This window comes from Catenuloplanes atrovinosus, assembly GCF_031458235.1.
Classification (GTDB): Bacteria; Actinomycetota; Actinomycetes; order Mycobacteriales; family Micromonosporaceae; genus Catenuloplanes; species Catenuloplanes atrovinosus.
The window spans coordinates 676,759-693,190 of record NZ_JAVDYB010000001.1 but is presented as its reverse complement, the minus strand read 5'-3'; the positions used below and the strand labels follow the sequence as shown (position 1 = coordinate 693,190).

Genomic DNA, 16,432 nt, shown 5'->3' with positions numbered 1-16,432 from the left:
GTCAGAGGGGTGGGTCGGTGGCGAGCATGTGGAGGACCGGGCGGAGTTCCTCGAGATCGACGCCGCCGACCTCCTCGGCGAAGCGGACTACGTCGTCGACGTCGAGGCGGGGGAGGTCCTGGCCGGGGGCGAACGAGTCGGGCATGTCCGGCAGGTCGGGGATGCGCGGCAGCGGTGGCAGCGCGCCGAGGTCGAGCGCGGTACGGACGGCGGAGAGCATGGTGAGCAGGTCGGTGCGGGCCAGCTCGCAGAGGAACGTGCGGTCGGTGCGGGCGAAGCCGCGCGGGTCCAGGATCGCGTCCACCACCACGCGCTGCCGGCCCCGGCGGATCGTCACGCCCGGCGCGTCACCGTCGCTGTAGTACGGCGCCAGGTCGAGCGTGTGCACGCCGGCCCGGGACCACCAGCGCCGCCAGCGCGGGTCGGCGTCGACGGCGGCGATCAGCACCTGCATGGTGGCGTCGTAGGCGGGGCGGGTGCCGAGCACGGTGTGCAGGCCGCCGCCGTACGTCAGCCAGCTCTCCTCGTCCGTGTCGTCCGCCGTGATCGGAGACCAGAGCGGGTTGCTGCCGGTCTCCACACTGACCGGCGGCTCGTGCGTCCAGGCCGTGCCGGTGGCCCGCTCGTACGCGTTGGCCGGCACCGCCAGCAGCCACTCCGCGCCCGGCGCGGCGAACGCCTCGATCTCCGGCGGAGCCGCGAACACCCGCTGGTACGTGTCTCGCCCGGCCGCCACGACGGCGCACCGGGCCGCCAGGAACGCCTCCGCGCCGCCGGGCACGTAGGACGCGTGCGCGGGCGTGTCGATCGCGTGCACGACCACGGCCAGGTGGTCCGCGAACGCGGTGATCTCGTGGATCGGGCGGGCGGCCAGCTCGGCCGTGAGCGTGGCCACCGCGGCGTCCGGCTCCTCCGCCGTCAGCAGCGCCACCGCGGTCCAGAACGAACGCTCATCCATCTCGCTCACCCCGCTCCCGCCACACCGGCCACCAGGCACAACGTAACCGCTCGGCCGTACCTCCGGGGTGGAATCCGCCATCGGTAGCATCGTCTCCTTGTGACCGCCACGATGATTGCCCGCGACCTCGCCGCCGGCCATGGGGACCGCGTCCTCTTCTCCGGTCTGGACCTCGTCGTCGCGCCCGGCGACGTGGTCGGGCTGGTCGGGGTGAACGGCGCCGGGAAGTCCACGCTGCTGCGCACGCTGGCCGGCCTGATCCCGGCCGAGCAGGGTGCGGTGCAGGTCAATCCGCCGACCGCGACCGTCGGCTACCTGCCGCAGGAGGCGGACCGGGTGCCCGGCGAGTCGGTGCGCGCGTTCCTGGCCCGGCGGACCGGCGTGGCCGCGGCGCAGACGGCGCTGGACGAGGCCACGGCGGCGCTGGCCGAACAGCGGCCGGGCGCGGACGACGCCTACTCGGCCGCGCTGGAGCGCTGGCTCGACCTCGGCGGCGCGGACCTGGACGAGCGGGCCGGCGAGGTGGCGGCCGACCTCGGGCTCGCGGTCGACCTCGACCACCCGATGACCGGGCTCTCCGGCGGCCAGGCGGCCCGTGCCGGGCTCGCGTCGCTGCTGCTCAGCCGGTACGACGTGGTGCTGCTCGACGAGCCCACCAACGACCTGGACCTGGACGGCCTGGCCCGGCTGGAGCGCTTCGTGACCGGGCTGCGTGCCGCGACCGTGCTGGTCAGCCACGACCGCGAGTTCCTGGCCCGGACCGTGAACCGGGTGGTCGAGCTGGACCTGGCGCAGCAGCAGGTCAACACGTACGGCGGCGGCTACGAGGCGTACCTGGAGGAGCGGGAGACCGCGCGCCGGCACGCCCGCGAGTCCTACGAGGAGTACGCGGACACGCTCGGCGGCCTGGAGGCGCGCGCCCGCATGCAGCGCAACTGGATGGAGAAGGGCGTCCGCAACGCCCGCCGCAAGTCCACGGACAACGACAAGATCGGCCGCAAGCACCGCGCGGAGTCGACCGAGAAGCAGGCCGCGAAGGCCCGGCAGACCGAGCGGATGATCGAGCGGCTGGAGGTGGTCGAGGAGCCGCGCAAGGAGTGGGAGCTGCGGATGACCATCGCGGCCGCGCCCCGGGCCGGCGCGGTGGTGGCGTCGCTGCGCGAGGCCGTGGTGGCCCGCGGGTCGTTCACGCTCGGGCCGGTGACGGTGCAGATCGACTGGGCCGACCGGGTCGCGATCACCGGGGCGAACGGCGCCGGCAAGTCGACGCTGCTGGCGGCGCTGCTGGGCCGGGTGCCGCTGACCTCGGGCACGGCCGCGCTCGGCTCCGGCGTGGTGGTCGGCGAGGTGGACCAGGCGCGCGGGCTGTTCCTCGGCGACGACGCGCTGGTCGACGCGTTCGCCGCGCACGTGCCGGACCAGGCGCCGGCCGAGGTGCGCACGCTGCTGGCCAAGTTCGGGCTGCGGGCGGAGCACGTGACGCGGCCGGCCGCGTCGCTGTCGCCGGGCGAACGTACCCGCGCGGCCCTGGCCCTTCTCCAGGCGCGCGGCGTGAACCTGCTGGTCCTGGACGAGCCCACGAACCACCTGGACCTGCCCGCGATCGAGCAGCTGGAGTCCGCGCTGGAGAGCTACCCCGGCACGCTGCTGCTGGTCACGCACGACCGCCGGATGCTGGACGCGGTCCGGGTCAACCGCCGGCTCGCGGTCGACGCGGGCACGGTCACCGAGCCGCCGCTGTAACCGGTTGGCACCCGCGCGCCTACCCGACCGGCACCGTGTGCCGGGTTAGCTATGTCACCAGGCAAGACACCCAGGGGGTCACCGTGAACACACGTGAAGCCGTCCGCGCGGAGGCGCTGTTCGCCTCCTGCCTGCAAGCGTCCCAGCGCCCGGCCGACGCCGAGGTCCGCGCCGCCGTCGTCGACACGCTCGGCCGCCTCGGCGAGACCGGCTGCGCCGGCGAGGTCGCCGGCGAGTTCGGCGACCACCCGGAGTCCGCCGCGCACCGGATGACCTGGGCGCTCGACATGGTCAGCCGCTCCTACCGAGACTGATTCCCACGGTACGGACGAGAGGCGGCGATCGCGTGACGGGCTGGCGGGACACCGGGCTTCCGGTCGAGGAGGTCCTGGAGTCGCTCATCTCCACGCTCGCCGGCCACGGCGCGGCCGTGCTGGTCGCGCCGCCCGGCACCGGCAAGACCACCGTGGTCCCGCCGGCGCTGGCGTTCTCCGCCGCGGCCGCCGGCGGGCGCGTGATCGTCGCGGAGCCGCGGCGGGTGGCGGCGCGGGCCGCCGCGCGGCGGATGGCCGCGCTGCTCGGTGAGCCGGTCGGCGAGACCGTCGGCTACACGGTCCGCGGCGATCGCCGGACCGGGCCGCGCACCCGCGTCGAGGTGGTCACCACCGGTGTGCTCGTCGCCCGGCTGCAACGCGATCCGGAACTGCCCGGCACGGCCGCGCTGATCCTGGACGAGTGCCACGAGCGCCACCTCGACTCCGATCTGGCGCTCGCGTTCGCGGCCGACGTCCGCGCCAACCTCCGCCCCGACCTGCTGGTGCTGGCCACCTCCGCCACCGCCGAGGCGGACCGGATCGCCCGCTGCCTGGCCTCCCCCGCGGCGCCGGTGGTGACCGCGACCGCGGCCGTGCACCCGGTCGAGGTGGTGTGGGCGCCACCGGAGCGGCCGATCCCGCCGCCGCACGGGATGCGGGTGGAGCCGCGCTTCCTCGACCACGTGGCGGCCGTGGTGCGGCGCGCGCTGGCGGACAGCCACGGGGACCTGCTGGTCTTCCTGCCCGGCGCCGGGGAGATCGGCGCGGTCGCGGGCCGGCTGTCCGGGCTGCGCGACGACGCCGACCTGATCACGCTGCACGGCCGGCAGGACTCCGGCGCCCAGGACGCGGCGCTGCGGCCGGGCCCGCGGCGGCGCGTGGTGCTGGCCAGCGCGGTGGCGGAGAGCAGCCTGACCGTGCCGGGCGTGCGCGTGGTCGTGGACGCGGGGCTCAGCCGCGTACCCCGGATGGATTTGTCCCGGGGTCTCGGCTCATTGGCCACGGTACGGGTCTCGCGCGCGTCGGCCACGCAGCGCGCGGGCCGGGCCGGCCGGGAGGCGCCGGGCCGCGTCTACCGCTGCTGGGCGGAGGCGGAGCACGAGCGGCTGCCCGCGTTCCCGGCGCCGGAGATCGTCGCGGCGGACCTGACCGGGTTCGCGCTGGAGCTGGCCTGCTGGGGCGCGCCGGACGGCACCGGGCTCGCGCTGCCCGACCCGCCGCCGGCCGCCGCGATGGAGGTCGCCACGGCGACGCTGCGCGCGCTCGGCGCGGTGGGCGCGGACGGCCGGGTCACGCCGCGCGGCCGGGCCATGTCCCGGGTGGGCGCGCATCCGCGGCTGGCCCGCGCGCTGCTGGACGGCGCCGCGGCGGTCGGCGCCGACCGGGCGGCCGAGGTGGTGGCGCTGCTGGCCGACGACACGCTGACCGGGCGCCGTGACGACCTGGCGGCGGTCTGGCGGGCGCTGCGCTCCGGCGCCGATCCGGCCGCCTCGGGCCGCTGGCGCGCCGAGTCCCGCCGCCTGCGCGCGGCCGTGACCGGCGACGGTCCGGACGGCGGGCGCCCGGGAGGCCGGCGGCCGGCGGATGATCTCGCGGCGGGGCTGGTGGCGGGGCTGGCGTATCCGGAGTGGCTGGCGCGGGCACGGCGTACCGACGGCGGGGGTTATCTCATGGCCGGCGGGACCGCCGCCGAACTGGCGGACGGGTCGGCGCTGGCGGGCAGCCCGTGGCTGGCGATCGCGGCCGCGGATCGGGCCGCGGGGCGGGCCAACGCACGGGTACGGCTGGCCGCCGTGATCGACGAGGCCACCGCGCGCGAGGCCGGCGCGCCGCTGCTGAGCGCCGGCGACGAGGTGGCCTGGGACGGCGACGAGGTGCGGGCCCGGCACGTGGAGCGGCTGGGCGCGCTGGTGCTGCGCGAACGCGCGCCGGCCCGGCCGGACCCGGCGCTGATCGCCGCCGCGCTGCGCGAGGCCCTCGCCGATCGGGGCCTGACCGGGACGCTCACCTGGGGGCGGGAGGCGACCGCGCTGCGCGAGCGGCTGGCGTTCTGCCGAGCCGCGCTGGGCGAGCCGTGGCCGGACGTGAGCGATGACGCGCTGCTGGCGCGGCTGGACGAGTGGCTGGGCCCGGAACTGGCGGGCGCGCGGCGCCTCGGTGATCTGCGGCGGGCCGACCTGAGCGCGGCGCTGCGGCGACTGCTGCCGTGGCGGGAGGCGGCGCGGCTGGACGAGGTGGCGCCGGAGCGGGTGACGGTGCCGAGCGGGTCGCGGGTACGGCTGGACTACGCGGATCCGGCCGCGCCGGTGCTGGCCGTGAAGGTGCAGGAGGCGTTCGGCTGGGCACGGGCGCCGCGGGTGGCCGACGGCCGGGTGGAGGTGGTGCTGCACCTGCTGTCCCCGGCCGGGCGTCCGGTGGCGGTGACGCGCGACCTACCGTCCTTCTGGGCGAACGGATATCCGCAGGTCAGGGCCGAGTTGCGGGGACGGTATCCGCGCCACCCGTGGCCGGAGGACCCGACCACCGCACCACCCACGCGGCGGACGCAGCCACGCCGGAGCTGACCCACCTGTCGCCAACCCGACACAAATTCAACCAACAATTACGACATATGGTGTTTTAGTGCTTGAAAGCCAGTTGGGCACTTGGAGGACCGTATGGCGACCATCATCGCTGCCGACGACGATCCGGACTTACGCGCCATCGTGGCGGCCGTGCTGCGCCGCGCCGGCCACACCGTCCGGGTCGAGGAGGACGGCGCGGCGGCGCTGGCCCGGGTCCGCGCGGAGCAGCCGGACGTGCTGATCATCGACAACCAGATGCCGCACATGACCGGCCTGGAGGTACGCAACACGCTCCGCCTCGACCCGCGCACCGCCGACCTGCCGATCGTGCTGGCCAGCGGCTCACTGCGCCCTGAGGAACTGAACGACCCCCCGAGCCCGCGCGACTACCTGGTCCCGAAGCCGTTCCAGTCCCGCCAACTGCTGGAGACCGTGGAGCGCGCGCTGGCGGCGGCCGCGGTCACCGTGACCCGCACCTGATCCCGGCCTCAATGTTGATCGGCGCGGGCCGTAGGATCTCGCCGCGGCGGCCCGCGCCGGCAGAATCACCGGTTCTCCCGCAAGAGACCTCCGGCCGGGCCGTCCGTTTCCCGCCTCGATCGCATTCGATCCGGAGCCTGAGGCACGGGAGCCGGCTCGGGCCGGACGGGACAGGGCGGCCTGGCCACGCCCCCTTTCGAGCAGCGCTGAGGCCCGCGCGGATGCGCAGCGCTCGCCGCGCCGGTCCGACGGCAGGGGCCGGTCGATCGGCGCTCCGCGCCCGATATTTCGGCATATGACGCTCTCGGGACCGCATGCCAGCCGCCACGCCACTCGACCGCCCGCGACATCCGTATATCGAGCGTGGCGAGGGTTGAATCCACTGCGGGCGAGTCCGCGAGTCCTGCCTCGGCAGCCTCGCCGCGGCATTCGCTCGCTGAGTGATGAATCAGGCAGCCGCAGCGGGAGACTACGGGCGGGCGGGGACCATTCGGGGAACGGTGGCCGCTACGAGGCCCAGGACGAGACAGGCGGTGCCGGCGATGCCGGAGGCGCCGCCGGCGTAGGCCACCAGCAGGCGGGACCGGCTGAGGTCCTCGATCGACCAGTTGATCACGTCGTGGGTGAGCCGGAGCAGCAGGACGGCCATGATCAGTGCGGCCACGCCGGCGCCCAGCAGCACGCCCGCGGCCCAGCCGAGGCCCCGGGCGGGCGGGTCCAGGCCGGATCGGGGCAGTGATGGGACGAGCAGCAGGCAGGCGGCCGAGGCCCAGACGCCCGCTACCAGGAACGCGGCCACCGCGTCGCTGGGGCGGTGCCAGCCGGCGGCAAGCGTGGCCACGCCGGCGAACGCGGACCAGACGGCCACCGCGATCGTGCCGGGGCCGCTGAGCGCGCGCGGCAGGACCAGGATGAAGGCGATCGCCACCGAGGCGGCGATCGTGGTGTGACCGCTGGGGAGGGTGTTGCCGACGGTGACCCGGTCGGGGTCGATGCCGTAGTCGGGACGCAGGCCGCGGAGCTTGAGCAACTGGGTGGTGACGTTCGCGCCGACGATGATCACGATGGCGACCACGGCGAGCAGGTACCGGCGGCGGATCGCGGCGATGAAGAAGACGAGCGCGGTGACCAGCGCGAGCGACACCACGGACATGGCGTTGAGCACCAGGGTGACCGGGCCCTCCAACTCGTCGCGGCCGATCTGGTTGGCGGTGAGCGAGATGGTGTCGACGGCCTGGCCGGTGCGGGTCTGGACGAAGACGCGGTAGACGGCGAGCAGCGCGGCCGACTGGGCCGCGGTCAGCAGCACGAGCCAGATCGCGAGGTATGCCTGCCGCCGGTCCATCCGCGAGACGATAACCGTCAGACCTGGGAACGGCGGAACGAGAACCGCAACTCGTGCGGGTACAGCGTGCGCGGGAGCGGGTGGAGGCGGTCCGAGCCGGTGAGGCGCAGGTCGTACCCGTCGATCAGGCTTTGGATCATGGCGCTGGCGGTACGCAGCGCCGGGCCGGGTGGCCGCGCCGACGGCTCGGGCGTGAAGCGGGCCGGCCGGTGCGACCAGATCGTGGGTACGACCAGCGTGGTGCCGGCCGGGAGTTCGGCGCCGTCCCAGCGGGTCAGGGTCCGGGTCTGGCGCAGCGCGGCGGGCTCGTCCGGCCACAGCCGCCGGGCCTCGCGCACGCAGCCCTGGAGGTACGCGGTGTCCGCGCGCGCGGTGGCCAGCGCGCCCGGGTGCGTGGCGAGCAGGCCGAGCGTCCGGTACGCCGCCGCGCCCGCGTCCTCCAGCTCGGCCAGCAGCTCGGGTGCGCGTTCGGCGAGGGCCGGGTGGCCGGCGCGGCGCAGGTGGGCGCGGACCCGGGCGTGGAAGCGCCAGCGCACCGGGTCGCGGCGGCGGCGCAGGTAGCCCCAGTTCGCGTCGTCGCGCAGCCGGTCGAGCAGGCCGGTGAGCAGATCGTCGTCGCGGGCGGCGTCGCCGAGCACGATCCGCCGGACCGCGCGGCGCAGCGCGGGCCGCACCTCGTCCCAGCCGACCGTGCCGTCCGCGGCGAGCGGCCGGATCTCCTCCCGCATGACCCGCTCGACGTCCCCGGCCGGCTCCGAACCGGCGGACGGGCCGCCGGGGAACGCGTAGTGCGCCAGCGCGCTGAGGCGCTCGCGCGCCGCCTGCGGGAACTCGCCGGAGAGCGCGCGCCGGGCGTGGCCGTCGTCCAGGATCAGCGCGACCGAGCGGCCCGGCAACGTGAGCCGCAGCGGGCCCAGGCCGTACCGGTCGCGCAGACGGTTGATCTCCGCGTCCGCGAAGCGGTCCAGGCCGAGCCGTCCCACCCACGGGCGCGGCGCGACCACGCCGCGCGCGACGCCGGGCGCCAGCACCCGGGTGAGCACGCGGACCGTGTCCCGCGCGGTGGCCCGGGGTGGCCGCCGCCGTTCCGTGCGACCGCTCTCGGTGCGCGGCGCCCCGACCGCGGTTCCGGAAACGCTCATGCCGGGCCGATCCGCCCGCCGCGGTCCCGGCGCTGAGCCGATGGTTCACTCATGCCGGACCGCATCCGCCCGCCGCGGTGCCGAGCCATGCCCGGCCCCATCCGCGGCCGCGGTCGCGGCGCCGAGCCATGCCCGGCCTCCGTCCGCCGGCCGCGGTGCCCGTGTGGTCGGCGCTGAGCCGATGGTCCCGCTCGCACGCTCGCTCATGAGAACGGAACTACCCGGCCACCCCGCCGGAAAACTACGACGCCAGCAGGTTGTCCCGGACCTGGCGGCGCAGCACCTTGCCGATCATGCTGCGCGGCAGCTCGGTGGCGATCACGATGCGGCGCGGCGCCTTGTAGCCGGCCAGTCGTTCCCGCGCCCAGGCACGCAGCTCGTCCGGGTCGGGCGTGGCGCCCTCGGCCGGCACCACCACGGCGACGACCTGCTCGCCCGCGTTCTCCGAGGGCAGGCCGACCACGGCCGCGTCCGCCACGTCGGGGTGGCGGCGCAGCAGCGTCTCGATCTCGGACGGGTACACGTTGAAGCCGCCCGTGATGATCAGTTCCTTGATCCGGTCGACGATGGTGAGGTAGCCGTCCTCGCTCATCACGGCCACGTCGCCGGTGCGGATCCAGCCGCCGGGCAGCAGCACGCGCGCGGTCTCGTCCGGCAGGTTCCAGTAGCCGGAGAACACCTGCGGGCCCTGGATGAGCAACTCGCCGGGCTCGCCGGGCGGCACGTCCACGCTCGGGTCGTCGCGGTCGGCGAGCCGGACGCGGGTGGACGGGAACGGCACGCCGATCGAGCCGGCGCGGCGGCCCGTGGACATCGGATTGCCGACCGTGATCGGGGAGGTCTCGGTCATGCCGTACCCCTCGATCAGCAGCCCGCCGGTGATCTTCTCCCAGCGCTCGACCGTGTCCGGCGGCAGCGCCATCGCACCGGAGATCGCGTACCGGGCCGAGGAGAGGTCGGCGCCGCGCTTGACCACCTCGGCGCCGAGCCGGTCGTACATGGTCGGCACGCCCGGGAAGAACGTGGGCGGCCGGCGCTTCGCCGCGTCCAGCACCATGCCGGGGTCGAATCGGGGCAGCAGCACGGTGGTCGCGCCGATCATCACGGCCGTGGTGAGGCAGAGCGTCACGCCGTACACGTGGAACATCGGCAGCACCGCGTAGAACACCTCGCCGCCGTCGCGCAGGCCCGGCACCCAGGCCCGGTTCTGCTCCGCGTTCGCCGCGAGGTTGCGGTGGGTGAGGATCGCGCCCTTGGGCGTGCCGGTGGTGCCGCCGGTGTACTGCAACAGCGCGGTGTCCCCCACCGACGGGCCGGGCACGCCGTCCGGGATCGGCGCCGCGCGCGCGACCAGCTTCTCCCAGCTCAGCGCGGAGGCGGGGGCGGGCGCGGTCATGTCCGCGCGGGTGCGGCGGGCCTGGGCGAGCGGCAGCCGCAGCGCCAGCCGCTTGAGCGTGGGCAGCGCGGCGGGCAGGTCCACCGCGATGATCGTCTCGACGCTCGTCCGGTCGCGCGTGGCCTCGACCAGCGCCGCGACCTTCTGCCAGACCACGGCGACGCGCGCGCCGTGGTCGGCGAGCTGCTGCGCCAGTTCGTCCTTGGTGTAGAGCGGGTTGTGCTCGACCACGATCGCGCCGAGCCGGAGGACCGCGTAGAACGCCACCACGTGCTGCGGGCAGTTCGGCAGGACCAGCGCGACCCGGTCACCGGCGCGGACGCCCAGCTCGTGCAGCGCGCCGGCTGCGCGCGCGACCTGTTCGCCCAGCTCACGGTAGGTCGTTGCGGCGCCGAGGAAGTCGAGCGCGACCCGGTCCGGGAAGCGTGCCACGGCCGCGTCCAGGTTCGCCGTGAGCGGCTTGTCGGGGACCGTGATCTCCGCCGGGACACCCTCCGGATACGCCGCCAGCCAGGGACGATCGTCTGCCACGCGCTCTCCTACGACTCCGTAAGTTACGTGTCCGTAGGTTACCAGCAGCGTGATCGGAATCCGAGCGTCGCTCATGCGTCCATCGACGGCCACAAGTCCGATTGATCACCCCGCGAACGGGTAATTTTTTCGGGTTCACCCGATCACGGGGCTGGCGGGCGGGCCCGGCTCCCCTACCATGAGGCCTGCTCGCTCGCACCGTCGCACGGCGAGTCTCCAAGCGCACCACGCCTTTGCGAGGTTCTCATGACGACCGAGCCGATCGAGTCCACCGGGTCGGCACCCTTCACCGACCTCTCCCCGGTGATCCATGCGACGACCCGCTGGCTGCTCTCGGCGTACCCTCCGCGCCCCGGTTTCCTCTCCTTCCGGCTGGCCGAGGAGCAGGTGCGCGCCGCGGTCGCGGTCGCGGCCCGGCTGCGCTACCCGACCGACCTGGAGGCCGGCCTGCTGCTGATCACCGGCACCGGCGGCGCGGGGCGGCTGGACTGGCTGACCGGCTCCGACGTGCACCCGACGCCGGGTGAGCCGTGGCGCGCACAGGTCGACGAGGTGCTGGCGAGTTGGGCGGCCGCGCTGCTCACGGACGCGGACCTGGCGGTGGCCGCGACCGCGGTCGCGCCGGTGCCGGACGACGTGGACCGGCTCACCGCGCCGGACGCGCGGGACCTGGCCGCGGCGGCGGAGCTGCGTCACCCGGACCGGATGCACGCGATCAGCGCGCTGCACCTGCCGGAGCTCACCCGCACACTGGCCGCGACCGGCTTCACCGGCTGGTGACCGCGCCGGCCGCCAGCCACAGGCGCAGGCGCGCGTCCGGGTCGTCGAGCGCGTCGCCGAACAGCTCGCGCAGCCGCCGCAGCCGGTACCGCACGGTCTGCGGGTGCGTGTGCAGCGCCGCCGCGGCCGGGATCACCTGACCCTGCGCGCGCAGCCAGGCCAGCAGCGTCGCCTCCAGCGTGGCGCGGGCCGCCGGGCGCAGGCCGTCCAGCGGCGCCAGCGTGCGCGCGGCCAGGTGATCGGCGAGCCCGGGCTCCCAGCCGATCAGCAGCGGCACCAGGTGGGCGTCGCACTCGATCACCCCGGCCGCGGGCGCGAGCTGGTGGAGCGCGCGCTGGGACAACCGGTAGGAGAGCCGGGCGCGGGCGGTGTCCACGACCGGCCCGAGCGCGGCCCGGCGACCCGCGAGCGCCCGTTTCAGCGGATCGAGACCGGGCGGCGACGGTACGACCACGCGGACGGCGTCGTCGATCACCGCGGCCACCGCGCCGCCGCCGACCGCGCGCGCGACGTGGTCCGCGTCCGTGCCCTCCACGCTCGCCACCGCGACCGTCGCGGGCAGCGGCCAGCGCGCCGCGTCCGCCGCCGCGCGCAGCGCCGCCTCGCCGGGCGGGTCCGCCTGCACCAGCAGCGCGATCAGCCGGCGCCGGGCGAGCGCCCAGTCGTGCCCGGAGTCGCGCTGCGCGGCCAGGTAGCCCTCGGCGGCGGCGCCGGCCAGCGAGTCGGCGAAGCCGAACAGCGCGCCAGCCAGCAGATACAGGTCGGCCGGCGGCGCCACCTCGTGCGCGGTCACGAACGACCAGATCTCCCGCGCGCCCAGCGTGAGCACGGAGCGCAGCGCGTCCACTCGGTAGCCCTCGTCGAACTCGGTGCGGCCGAGCGCGTGGAAGACCTCGCGGCTCGCGCCCATCGGGCGGGCCGGGTCCGCCACGCCCTCCGCGAACGCGTCCACCGCGGTCCGTACGCCCAGCTCCACGTTGCGGACGGCGACCGGGCGGCCCTGGCCGGCGAGCGCGGACCGGATCGCGCCCAGCACGCGGGCGTGCAGCTCCGGCCGGAGCAGGCGCAGCCGCGCGCCGGCCTCGGGCGGCAGCCGGGCCAGGCCGGGTTCCAGGTCGAGCAGCGCGTCGTTTGTCACCGGGATGATAATAGTGCGGCCACTTTGTCACGCCGGCGGACAGTATTTTGGCACGATCGTACGTACCGTGGCGGCATGGATGTCGATGTCATCGTCGTCGGGGCCGGTCTCGCCGGGCTGGTGGCGGCCGTCGAGGCGGCGCGCGCCGGGCGCAGCGTGCTCGTCCTCGACCAGGAGCCGGAGCAGAACCTCGGCGCGCAGGCGCACTGGTCGTTCGGCGGGCTGTTCCTGGTGGACACGCCGGAGCAGCGGCGGCTCGGCATCCGCGACTCGGTGGAGCTGGCCTGGCACGACTGGCTCGGCACGGCCGCGTTCGACCGGGACACCGACGACTGGGCGCGGCGCTGGGCGGAGGCGTACGTGCACTTCGCCGCCGGCGAGAAACGCGCCTGGCTGCGCGGCCTCGGCCACCGGGTGTTCCCGCTGGTGTACTGGGCCGAGCGCGGCGGCGGGGACGCGCGCGGGCACGGCAACACGGTGCCGCGCTTCCACATCACCTGGGGCACCGGCCCCGGCGTGGTGGCGCCGTTCGCGGCCCGGGCCGTCGCGTCCGCGCGGTTCCTCTTCCGGCACCGCGTCGATCAGCTGGTGGTCGAATCGGGCGCCGTGGTCGGCGTGCGCGGCACGATCCTGGAACCCAGCGACGCCCCGCGCGGCGTCGCGACGTCACGCGTGGCCGCCGGCGAGTTCGAGCACCGCGCGCAGGCCGTGATCGTGGCCTCCGGCGGCCTCGGCGGCGATCCCGCGCTGGTCCGGGCGAACTGGCCGGCCCGGCTCGGCACGCCGCCGGAGCACCTGATCTCCGGCGTGCCCGCACACGTGGACGGCCGCATGCTGGCGATCACCGAGGCGGCCGGCGGCCGGGTGGTCAACGCGGACCGGATGTGGCACTACACCGAGGGCCTGCGCAACTGGGACCCGGTCTGGCCGGACCACGGCATCCGCATCCTGCCCGCGCCGTCGCCGCTCTGGCTGGACGCGACCGGCCGGCGGCTGCCCGCGCCGTACTTCCCCGGCTTCGACACGCTCGGCACGCTCACCCACCTGCGGGCCACCGGGTACGACCACAGCTGGTTCATCCTCAACCAGCGGATCATCGAGAAGGAGTTCGCGCTCTCCGGCTCCGAGCAGAACCCGGACCTGACCGGCCGCAGCGTCCCCGGCGTGGTCCAGCGGGTCCGGCCGGGCCCGCCCGCGCCGGTCGCCGCGTTCATGCGCCACGGCGAGGACTTCGTGATCGCGCCGACGCTGCCGGAACTGGTCGACGGCATGCGGAAGCTGGTCCCCGAGGTGCCGCTCAGCCTGCCCGCGATCCAGGAGACCGTCGAGGCGCGGGACCGGGAGGCGGCCAACCCGTTCGGCAAGGACGCGCAGCTCACCGCGGTCCGGGCCACCCGGCGCTATATCGTCGACCGGGTGCAACGCGTCGCGGCACCACACCGCCTCCTCGACCCGAAGGCCGGGCCGCTCATCGCGGTACGGCTCAACCTGCTGACCCGCAAGACGCTCGGCGGGCTGCAGACCGACCTGTCCGCCCGCGTGCTCGGCCCCGCCGGGCAGCCGGTCCCCGGCCTCTACGCGGCCGGCGAGGTGGCCGGCTTCGGCGGCGGGGGCATGCACGGGTACGCGTCGCTGGAGGGCACGTTCCTGGGCGGCTGCCTGTTCACCGGGCGGGTGGCCGGGCGCGAGGCCGCGGCGGCGGTGGCCTAGGTGGATTCGCGGGAGCGGGTGGCGGCGGCCCGGGTCGGGCGCCTGGCCACGGTCGGCGCGGACGGCCGGCCGCACCTGGTGCCGATCTGCTTCGCGCTGGCCGGCGACCGGATCGTGAGCGCGGTGGACCACAAACCCAAGCGGTCGGTACGGCTGCGCCGCCTGGCGAACGCACGGGAGACCGGCGTCGCGTCGCTGCTCGTCGACGAGTACGACGACGACTGGACCCGGCTGTGGTGGGTGCGGGTGGACGGCACCGTGTCCGTGCTGCCCGCCGTGTCCCCGGCCGCGCTGGCCGCGTTGACGGCCAAATACCCGCAGTACGCCGCGAGGCCCCCGGCGGGCCCGATGCTGGTCCTCACCGCTGATCGCTGGTCCGCCTGGTCCTATTCGGACGTTTGACGTCCGCTCCTAGGATCACGTCCGTGCGCGCCGACGAACTCGTCCTCCGCCCCTCCGTCTCGCCCCTGGTCATGCTGTACCCGCTTCTCCTGGTCTCCCTCTTCGGCGCCTTTTCCCTGCCCCCCGTCCTGCGCGTGCTCTGCCTGGCCTGGTTCGCGTTCATCGTCGCGGTGACGGCCGGCCATGCGCTCACCCCGCCCCGGCTGTCCCCGCGCGGCATCCGGTTCGCCGCACGGATGGTGGTCGGTTTCCGGTACCACTCGATCGTGCCGTGGGACGGCGTGGGCCGGATCTGGACGGACGGGCCGTCGATCCGGGTCCGGCTGCGCGACCCGGACGCCGCGGCCGGCGGCGACGCCCGGCTGCGGGCGCGCATGCGCTACCACCGCGCCCGGTACGGCGCCGACCTGCTCCTGCCGATGCCCGCGGGCGAGCAGGGCAGGCTCGCGGTCGCCGACGCGGTCGCCCGGTTCGGCGGCGGGCGGCTTCGGCTGGAACGCGCGCACGTCGACCCGGTGCCCGGCTCGTTCGACGTGGTGATCGGCGACAACCGGGCGTTCCTGTTCCTGCTGCTGATCGGCTTGCCGCTGGCCGTGCCGTGGACGTTCGTCATGGGCGCGATCGAGGGGGGTGAGTCGCCGCTGCTGCCGCTGGCCGTCGCCGTGGCGCTCACGGCCGTGGCGGTGCCGGCGGGGGTGCGGATCGCCGGCCCGCTGTACGCGCCGCACATCATCGGCCCGCGCGGGCTGCGGCTGCGCGTGGTGCGCCCGTTCGCGTACGACCTGGAGGTGCCCTGGGCGCGCGTCGAGCGCATCTGGCACAGCCGGTATCACGGCCGCCCGGCCGTGCTGGTCCACCTGGACGACCCGGACGCGGTGGCCGGCGGCGACCCGCGCCTGCGCTCCCGCATGCGCCGCAACCGCGCCCGCTCCGGCGCCGACCTGATCATCCCGACCGCGGGCTCGAACATGGACGAGTCGTACCTCGCGCTCGCCGTCGCCCACCGCAGCGGCGGCACCAGGAGGCTCGAACATGTCGCCTGACCTGGCCCTCCGTCAACCGGCGTGGACCTGGATCATCCTGCTCCAGACGATGGTCACGCTGCCGCTCTACGTGCGCTCCAGCGCCGCGATGGCGGCCCACACCGAGGAGCCGACGGCCTCGCTCGTGCTGAGAATCCTCGTCATCCTGCCGTTCTACCTGTTCATCATCGGCGTCGCGATGACCGGACTGACCCTGCCGACCCGCTTCTCGGCCACCGGGTTGCGCACCCGGGCCGCCCACCTGTTCCGCTACGACATCGACGTCGACTGGGAGGGGATCGACCGGATCTGGCTCACGCCGGGGCGCGTCATCCACGTCCGTCTCCACGATCCGGACGCGGTCGCCGGACGTTCCACCCGGCTGCGCGAGCGGATGCGGCACAACCGCCGCCGCACCGGCGCCGATCTGCACATATCCACGACATCCTCCGTTCCGAGCGGGCCCGGCCTCGCCGAGGCCATCCACCGCCTCAGCGGCGGTCGGCACACGCTCGCGACGAGTCGTCCGCCGGCGGACCGGTCATGACGCCCGAGCTCGTCCTCCGTGGCCGGGTGTCCCCGTGGCGCCGACGTCGCGCGGGTCAGCGGCGGCCGGGTGACGCTCACGATCCGGTCGTTCTGGGATCGCGGGATCCTGATCCGGGTGCGCGACCCCGACGTGATCGCCGGGGCGAACGACGCGCTGCGCAAGGCGATGCGCAAGCGGCGGGCGCGGTCGGGGGCGGACCTCGCCATCGAGCTGGCGTTCGTGGTGCCGGGCCGGGCGGAGATCGCCGGCGCGATCTCGCTGCACAGCGGCGGCCGGATCATCGTCGAGGACCAGCCCGTCGACCAGCTCCGCTGACGGTGCACCACCGACGCCGGCCGCGCACGGGACGCGTGCGGG

At 75.3% G+C, this 16,432-nt stretch carries 15 protein-coding genes; 10 read left to right on the top strand and 5 right to left on the bottom strand.

The window, feature by feature from the left end; genetic code table 11:
- Position 1: 1 nt before the first annotated feature.
- The gene (locus tag J2S41_RS03105) at positions 2-958 is read right to left on the bottom strand and encodes a DUF4240 domain-containing protein (RefSeq protein ID WP_310362780.1); all 957 of its coding nucleotides are present in this window, start codon (positions 956-958) and stop codon (positions 2-4) included.
- 99 nt (positions 959-1,057) lie between these two features.
- Between J2S41_RS03105 and J2S41_RS03100 the strand changes: the two genes are divergently transcribed.
- The 4 genes from J2S41_RS03100 to J2S41_RS03085 all read left to right on the top strand — a co-directional run bounded on the left by J2S41_RS03100 (position 1,058) and on the right by J2S41_RS03085 (position 6,059).
- A complete protein-coding gene (locus tag J2S41_RS03100) occupies positions 1,058-2,701 on the top strand; it encodes an ABC-F family ATP-binding cassette domain-containing protein (protein ID WP_310362777.1) in 1,644 nt (547 codons plus the stop codon).
- An 83-nt stretch (positions 2,702-2,784) separates the two neighbouring features.
- Positions 2,785-3,015, top strand: a complete 231-nt coding sequence (locus J2S41_RS03095; protein WP_310362775.1) for a hypothetical protein — start codon at positions 2,785-2,787, stop codon at positions 3,013-3,015.
- A 32-nt stretch (positions 3,016-3,047) separates the two neighbouring features.
- Entirely contained in the window at positions 3,048-5,579 is a 2,532-nt protein-coding gene (hrpB, locus tag J2S41_RS03090; protein WP_310362772.1) for an ATP-dependent helicase HrpB, read from the top strand.
- Between the two features lie 93 nt (positions 5,580-5,672).
- Positions 5,673-6,059 carry a response regulator gene (locus tag J2S41_RS03085; RefSeq protein WP_310362769.1) on the top strand — a complete coding sequence of 129 codons (387 nt, stop codon included), beginning with the start codon at positions 5,673-5,675 and terminating at the stop codon, positions 6,057-6,059.
- 469 nt (positions 6,060-6,528) lie between these two features.
- Here J2S41_RS03085 and J2S41_RS03080 read toward each other — a convergent pair whose 3' ends face one another.
- The 3 genes from J2S41_RS03080 to J2S41_RS03070 all read right to left on the bottom strand — a co-directional run bounded on the left by J2S41_RS03080 (position 6,529) and on the right by J2S41_RS03070 (position 10,473).
- Positions 6,529-7,404 (bottom strand): phosphatase PAP2 family protein, encoded by an 876-nt coding sequence (locus J2S41_RS03080; protein ID WP_310362766.1) that lies wholly within the window; start codon positions 7,402-7,404, stop codon positions 6,529-6,531.
- A 17-nt stretch (positions 7,405-7,421) separates the two neighbouring features.
- Positions 7,422-8,546 carry a cytochrome P450 family protein gene (locus tag J2S41_RS03075; protein WP_310362764.1) on the bottom strand — a complete coding sequence of 375 codons (1,125 nt, stop codon included), beginning with the start codon at positions 8,544-8,546 and terminating at the stop codon, positions 7,422-7,424.
- A gap of 241 nt (positions 8,547-8,787) precedes the next feature.
- On the bottom strand, positions 8,788-10,473 hold the full coding sequence (locus J2S41_RS03070) for a long-chain-fatty-acid--CoA ligase (RefSeq protein ID WP_310362761.1): 1,686 nt from the start codon (positions 10,471-10,473) through the stop codon (positions 8,788-8,790).
- Positions 10,474-10,719: 246 nt separating this feature from the next.
- Here J2S41_RS03070 and J2S41_RS03065 point away from each other — a divergent pair, with 246 nt between their 5' ends.
- On the top strand, positions 10,720-11,253 hold the full coding sequence (locus J2S41_RS03065) for a hypothetical protein (RefSeq protein ID WP_310362760.1): 534 nt from the start codon (positions 10,720-10,722) through the stop codon (positions 11,251-11,253).
- On the opposite strand, the gene J2S41_RS03060 is transcribed toward J2S41_RS03065, so the two are convergent.
- Positions 11,240-12,391, bottom strand: coding sequence for a PucR-like N-terminal domain-containing protein (locus J2S41_RS03060; protein ID WP_310362758.1), 1,152 nt, complete (start codon positions 12,389-12,391; stop codon positions 11,240-11,242). The two genes, J2S41_RS03065 and J2S41_RS03060, sit on opposite strands and share 14 nt — an antisense overlap.
- 75 nt (positions 12,392-12,466) lie before the next feature.
- On the opposite strand from J2S41_RS03060, the gene J2S41_RS03055 reads away from it, so the two are divergent.
- From J2S41_RS03055 to J2S41_RS03035, 5 genes are all read left to right on the top strand, one after another.
- Positions 12,467-14,101, top strand: a complete 1,635-nt coding sequence (locus J2S41_RS03055) for an FAD-binding dehydrogenase (RefSeq protein WP_310362757.1) — start codon at positions 12,467-12,469, stop codon at positions 14,099-14,101.
- Positions 14,102-14,503 carry a TIGR03668 family PPOX class F420-dependent oxidoreductase gene (locus J2S41_RS03050; RefSeq protein WP_310362753.1) on the top strand — a complete coding sequence of 134 codons (402 nt, stop codon included), beginning with the start codon at positions 14,102-14,104 and terminating at the stop codon, positions 14,501-14,503.
- Positions 14,504-14,526: 23 nt separating this feature from the next.
- Positions 14,527-15,546, top strand: coding sequence for a hypothetical protein (locus J2S41_RS03045; RefSeq protein WP_310362749.1), 1,020 nt, complete (start codon positions 14,527-14,529; stop codon positions 15,544-15,546).
- Positions 15,536-16,072, top strand: coding sequence for a hypothetical protein (locus J2S41_RS03040; protein WP_310362747.1), 537 nt, complete (start codon positions 15,536-15,538; stop codon positions 16,070-16,072). The genes J2S41_RS03045 and J2S41_RS03040 overlap by 11 nt, the downstream gene beginning before the upstream one ends.
- A 69-nt stretch (positions 16,073-16,141) precedes the next feature.
- Positions 16,142-16,390, top strand: a complete 249-nt coding sequence (locus tag J2S41_RS03035; protein ID WP_310362744.1) for a hypothetical protein — start codon at positions 16,142-16,144, stop codon at positions 16,388-16,390.
- Positions 16,391-16,432 lie beyond the last annotated feature (42 nt).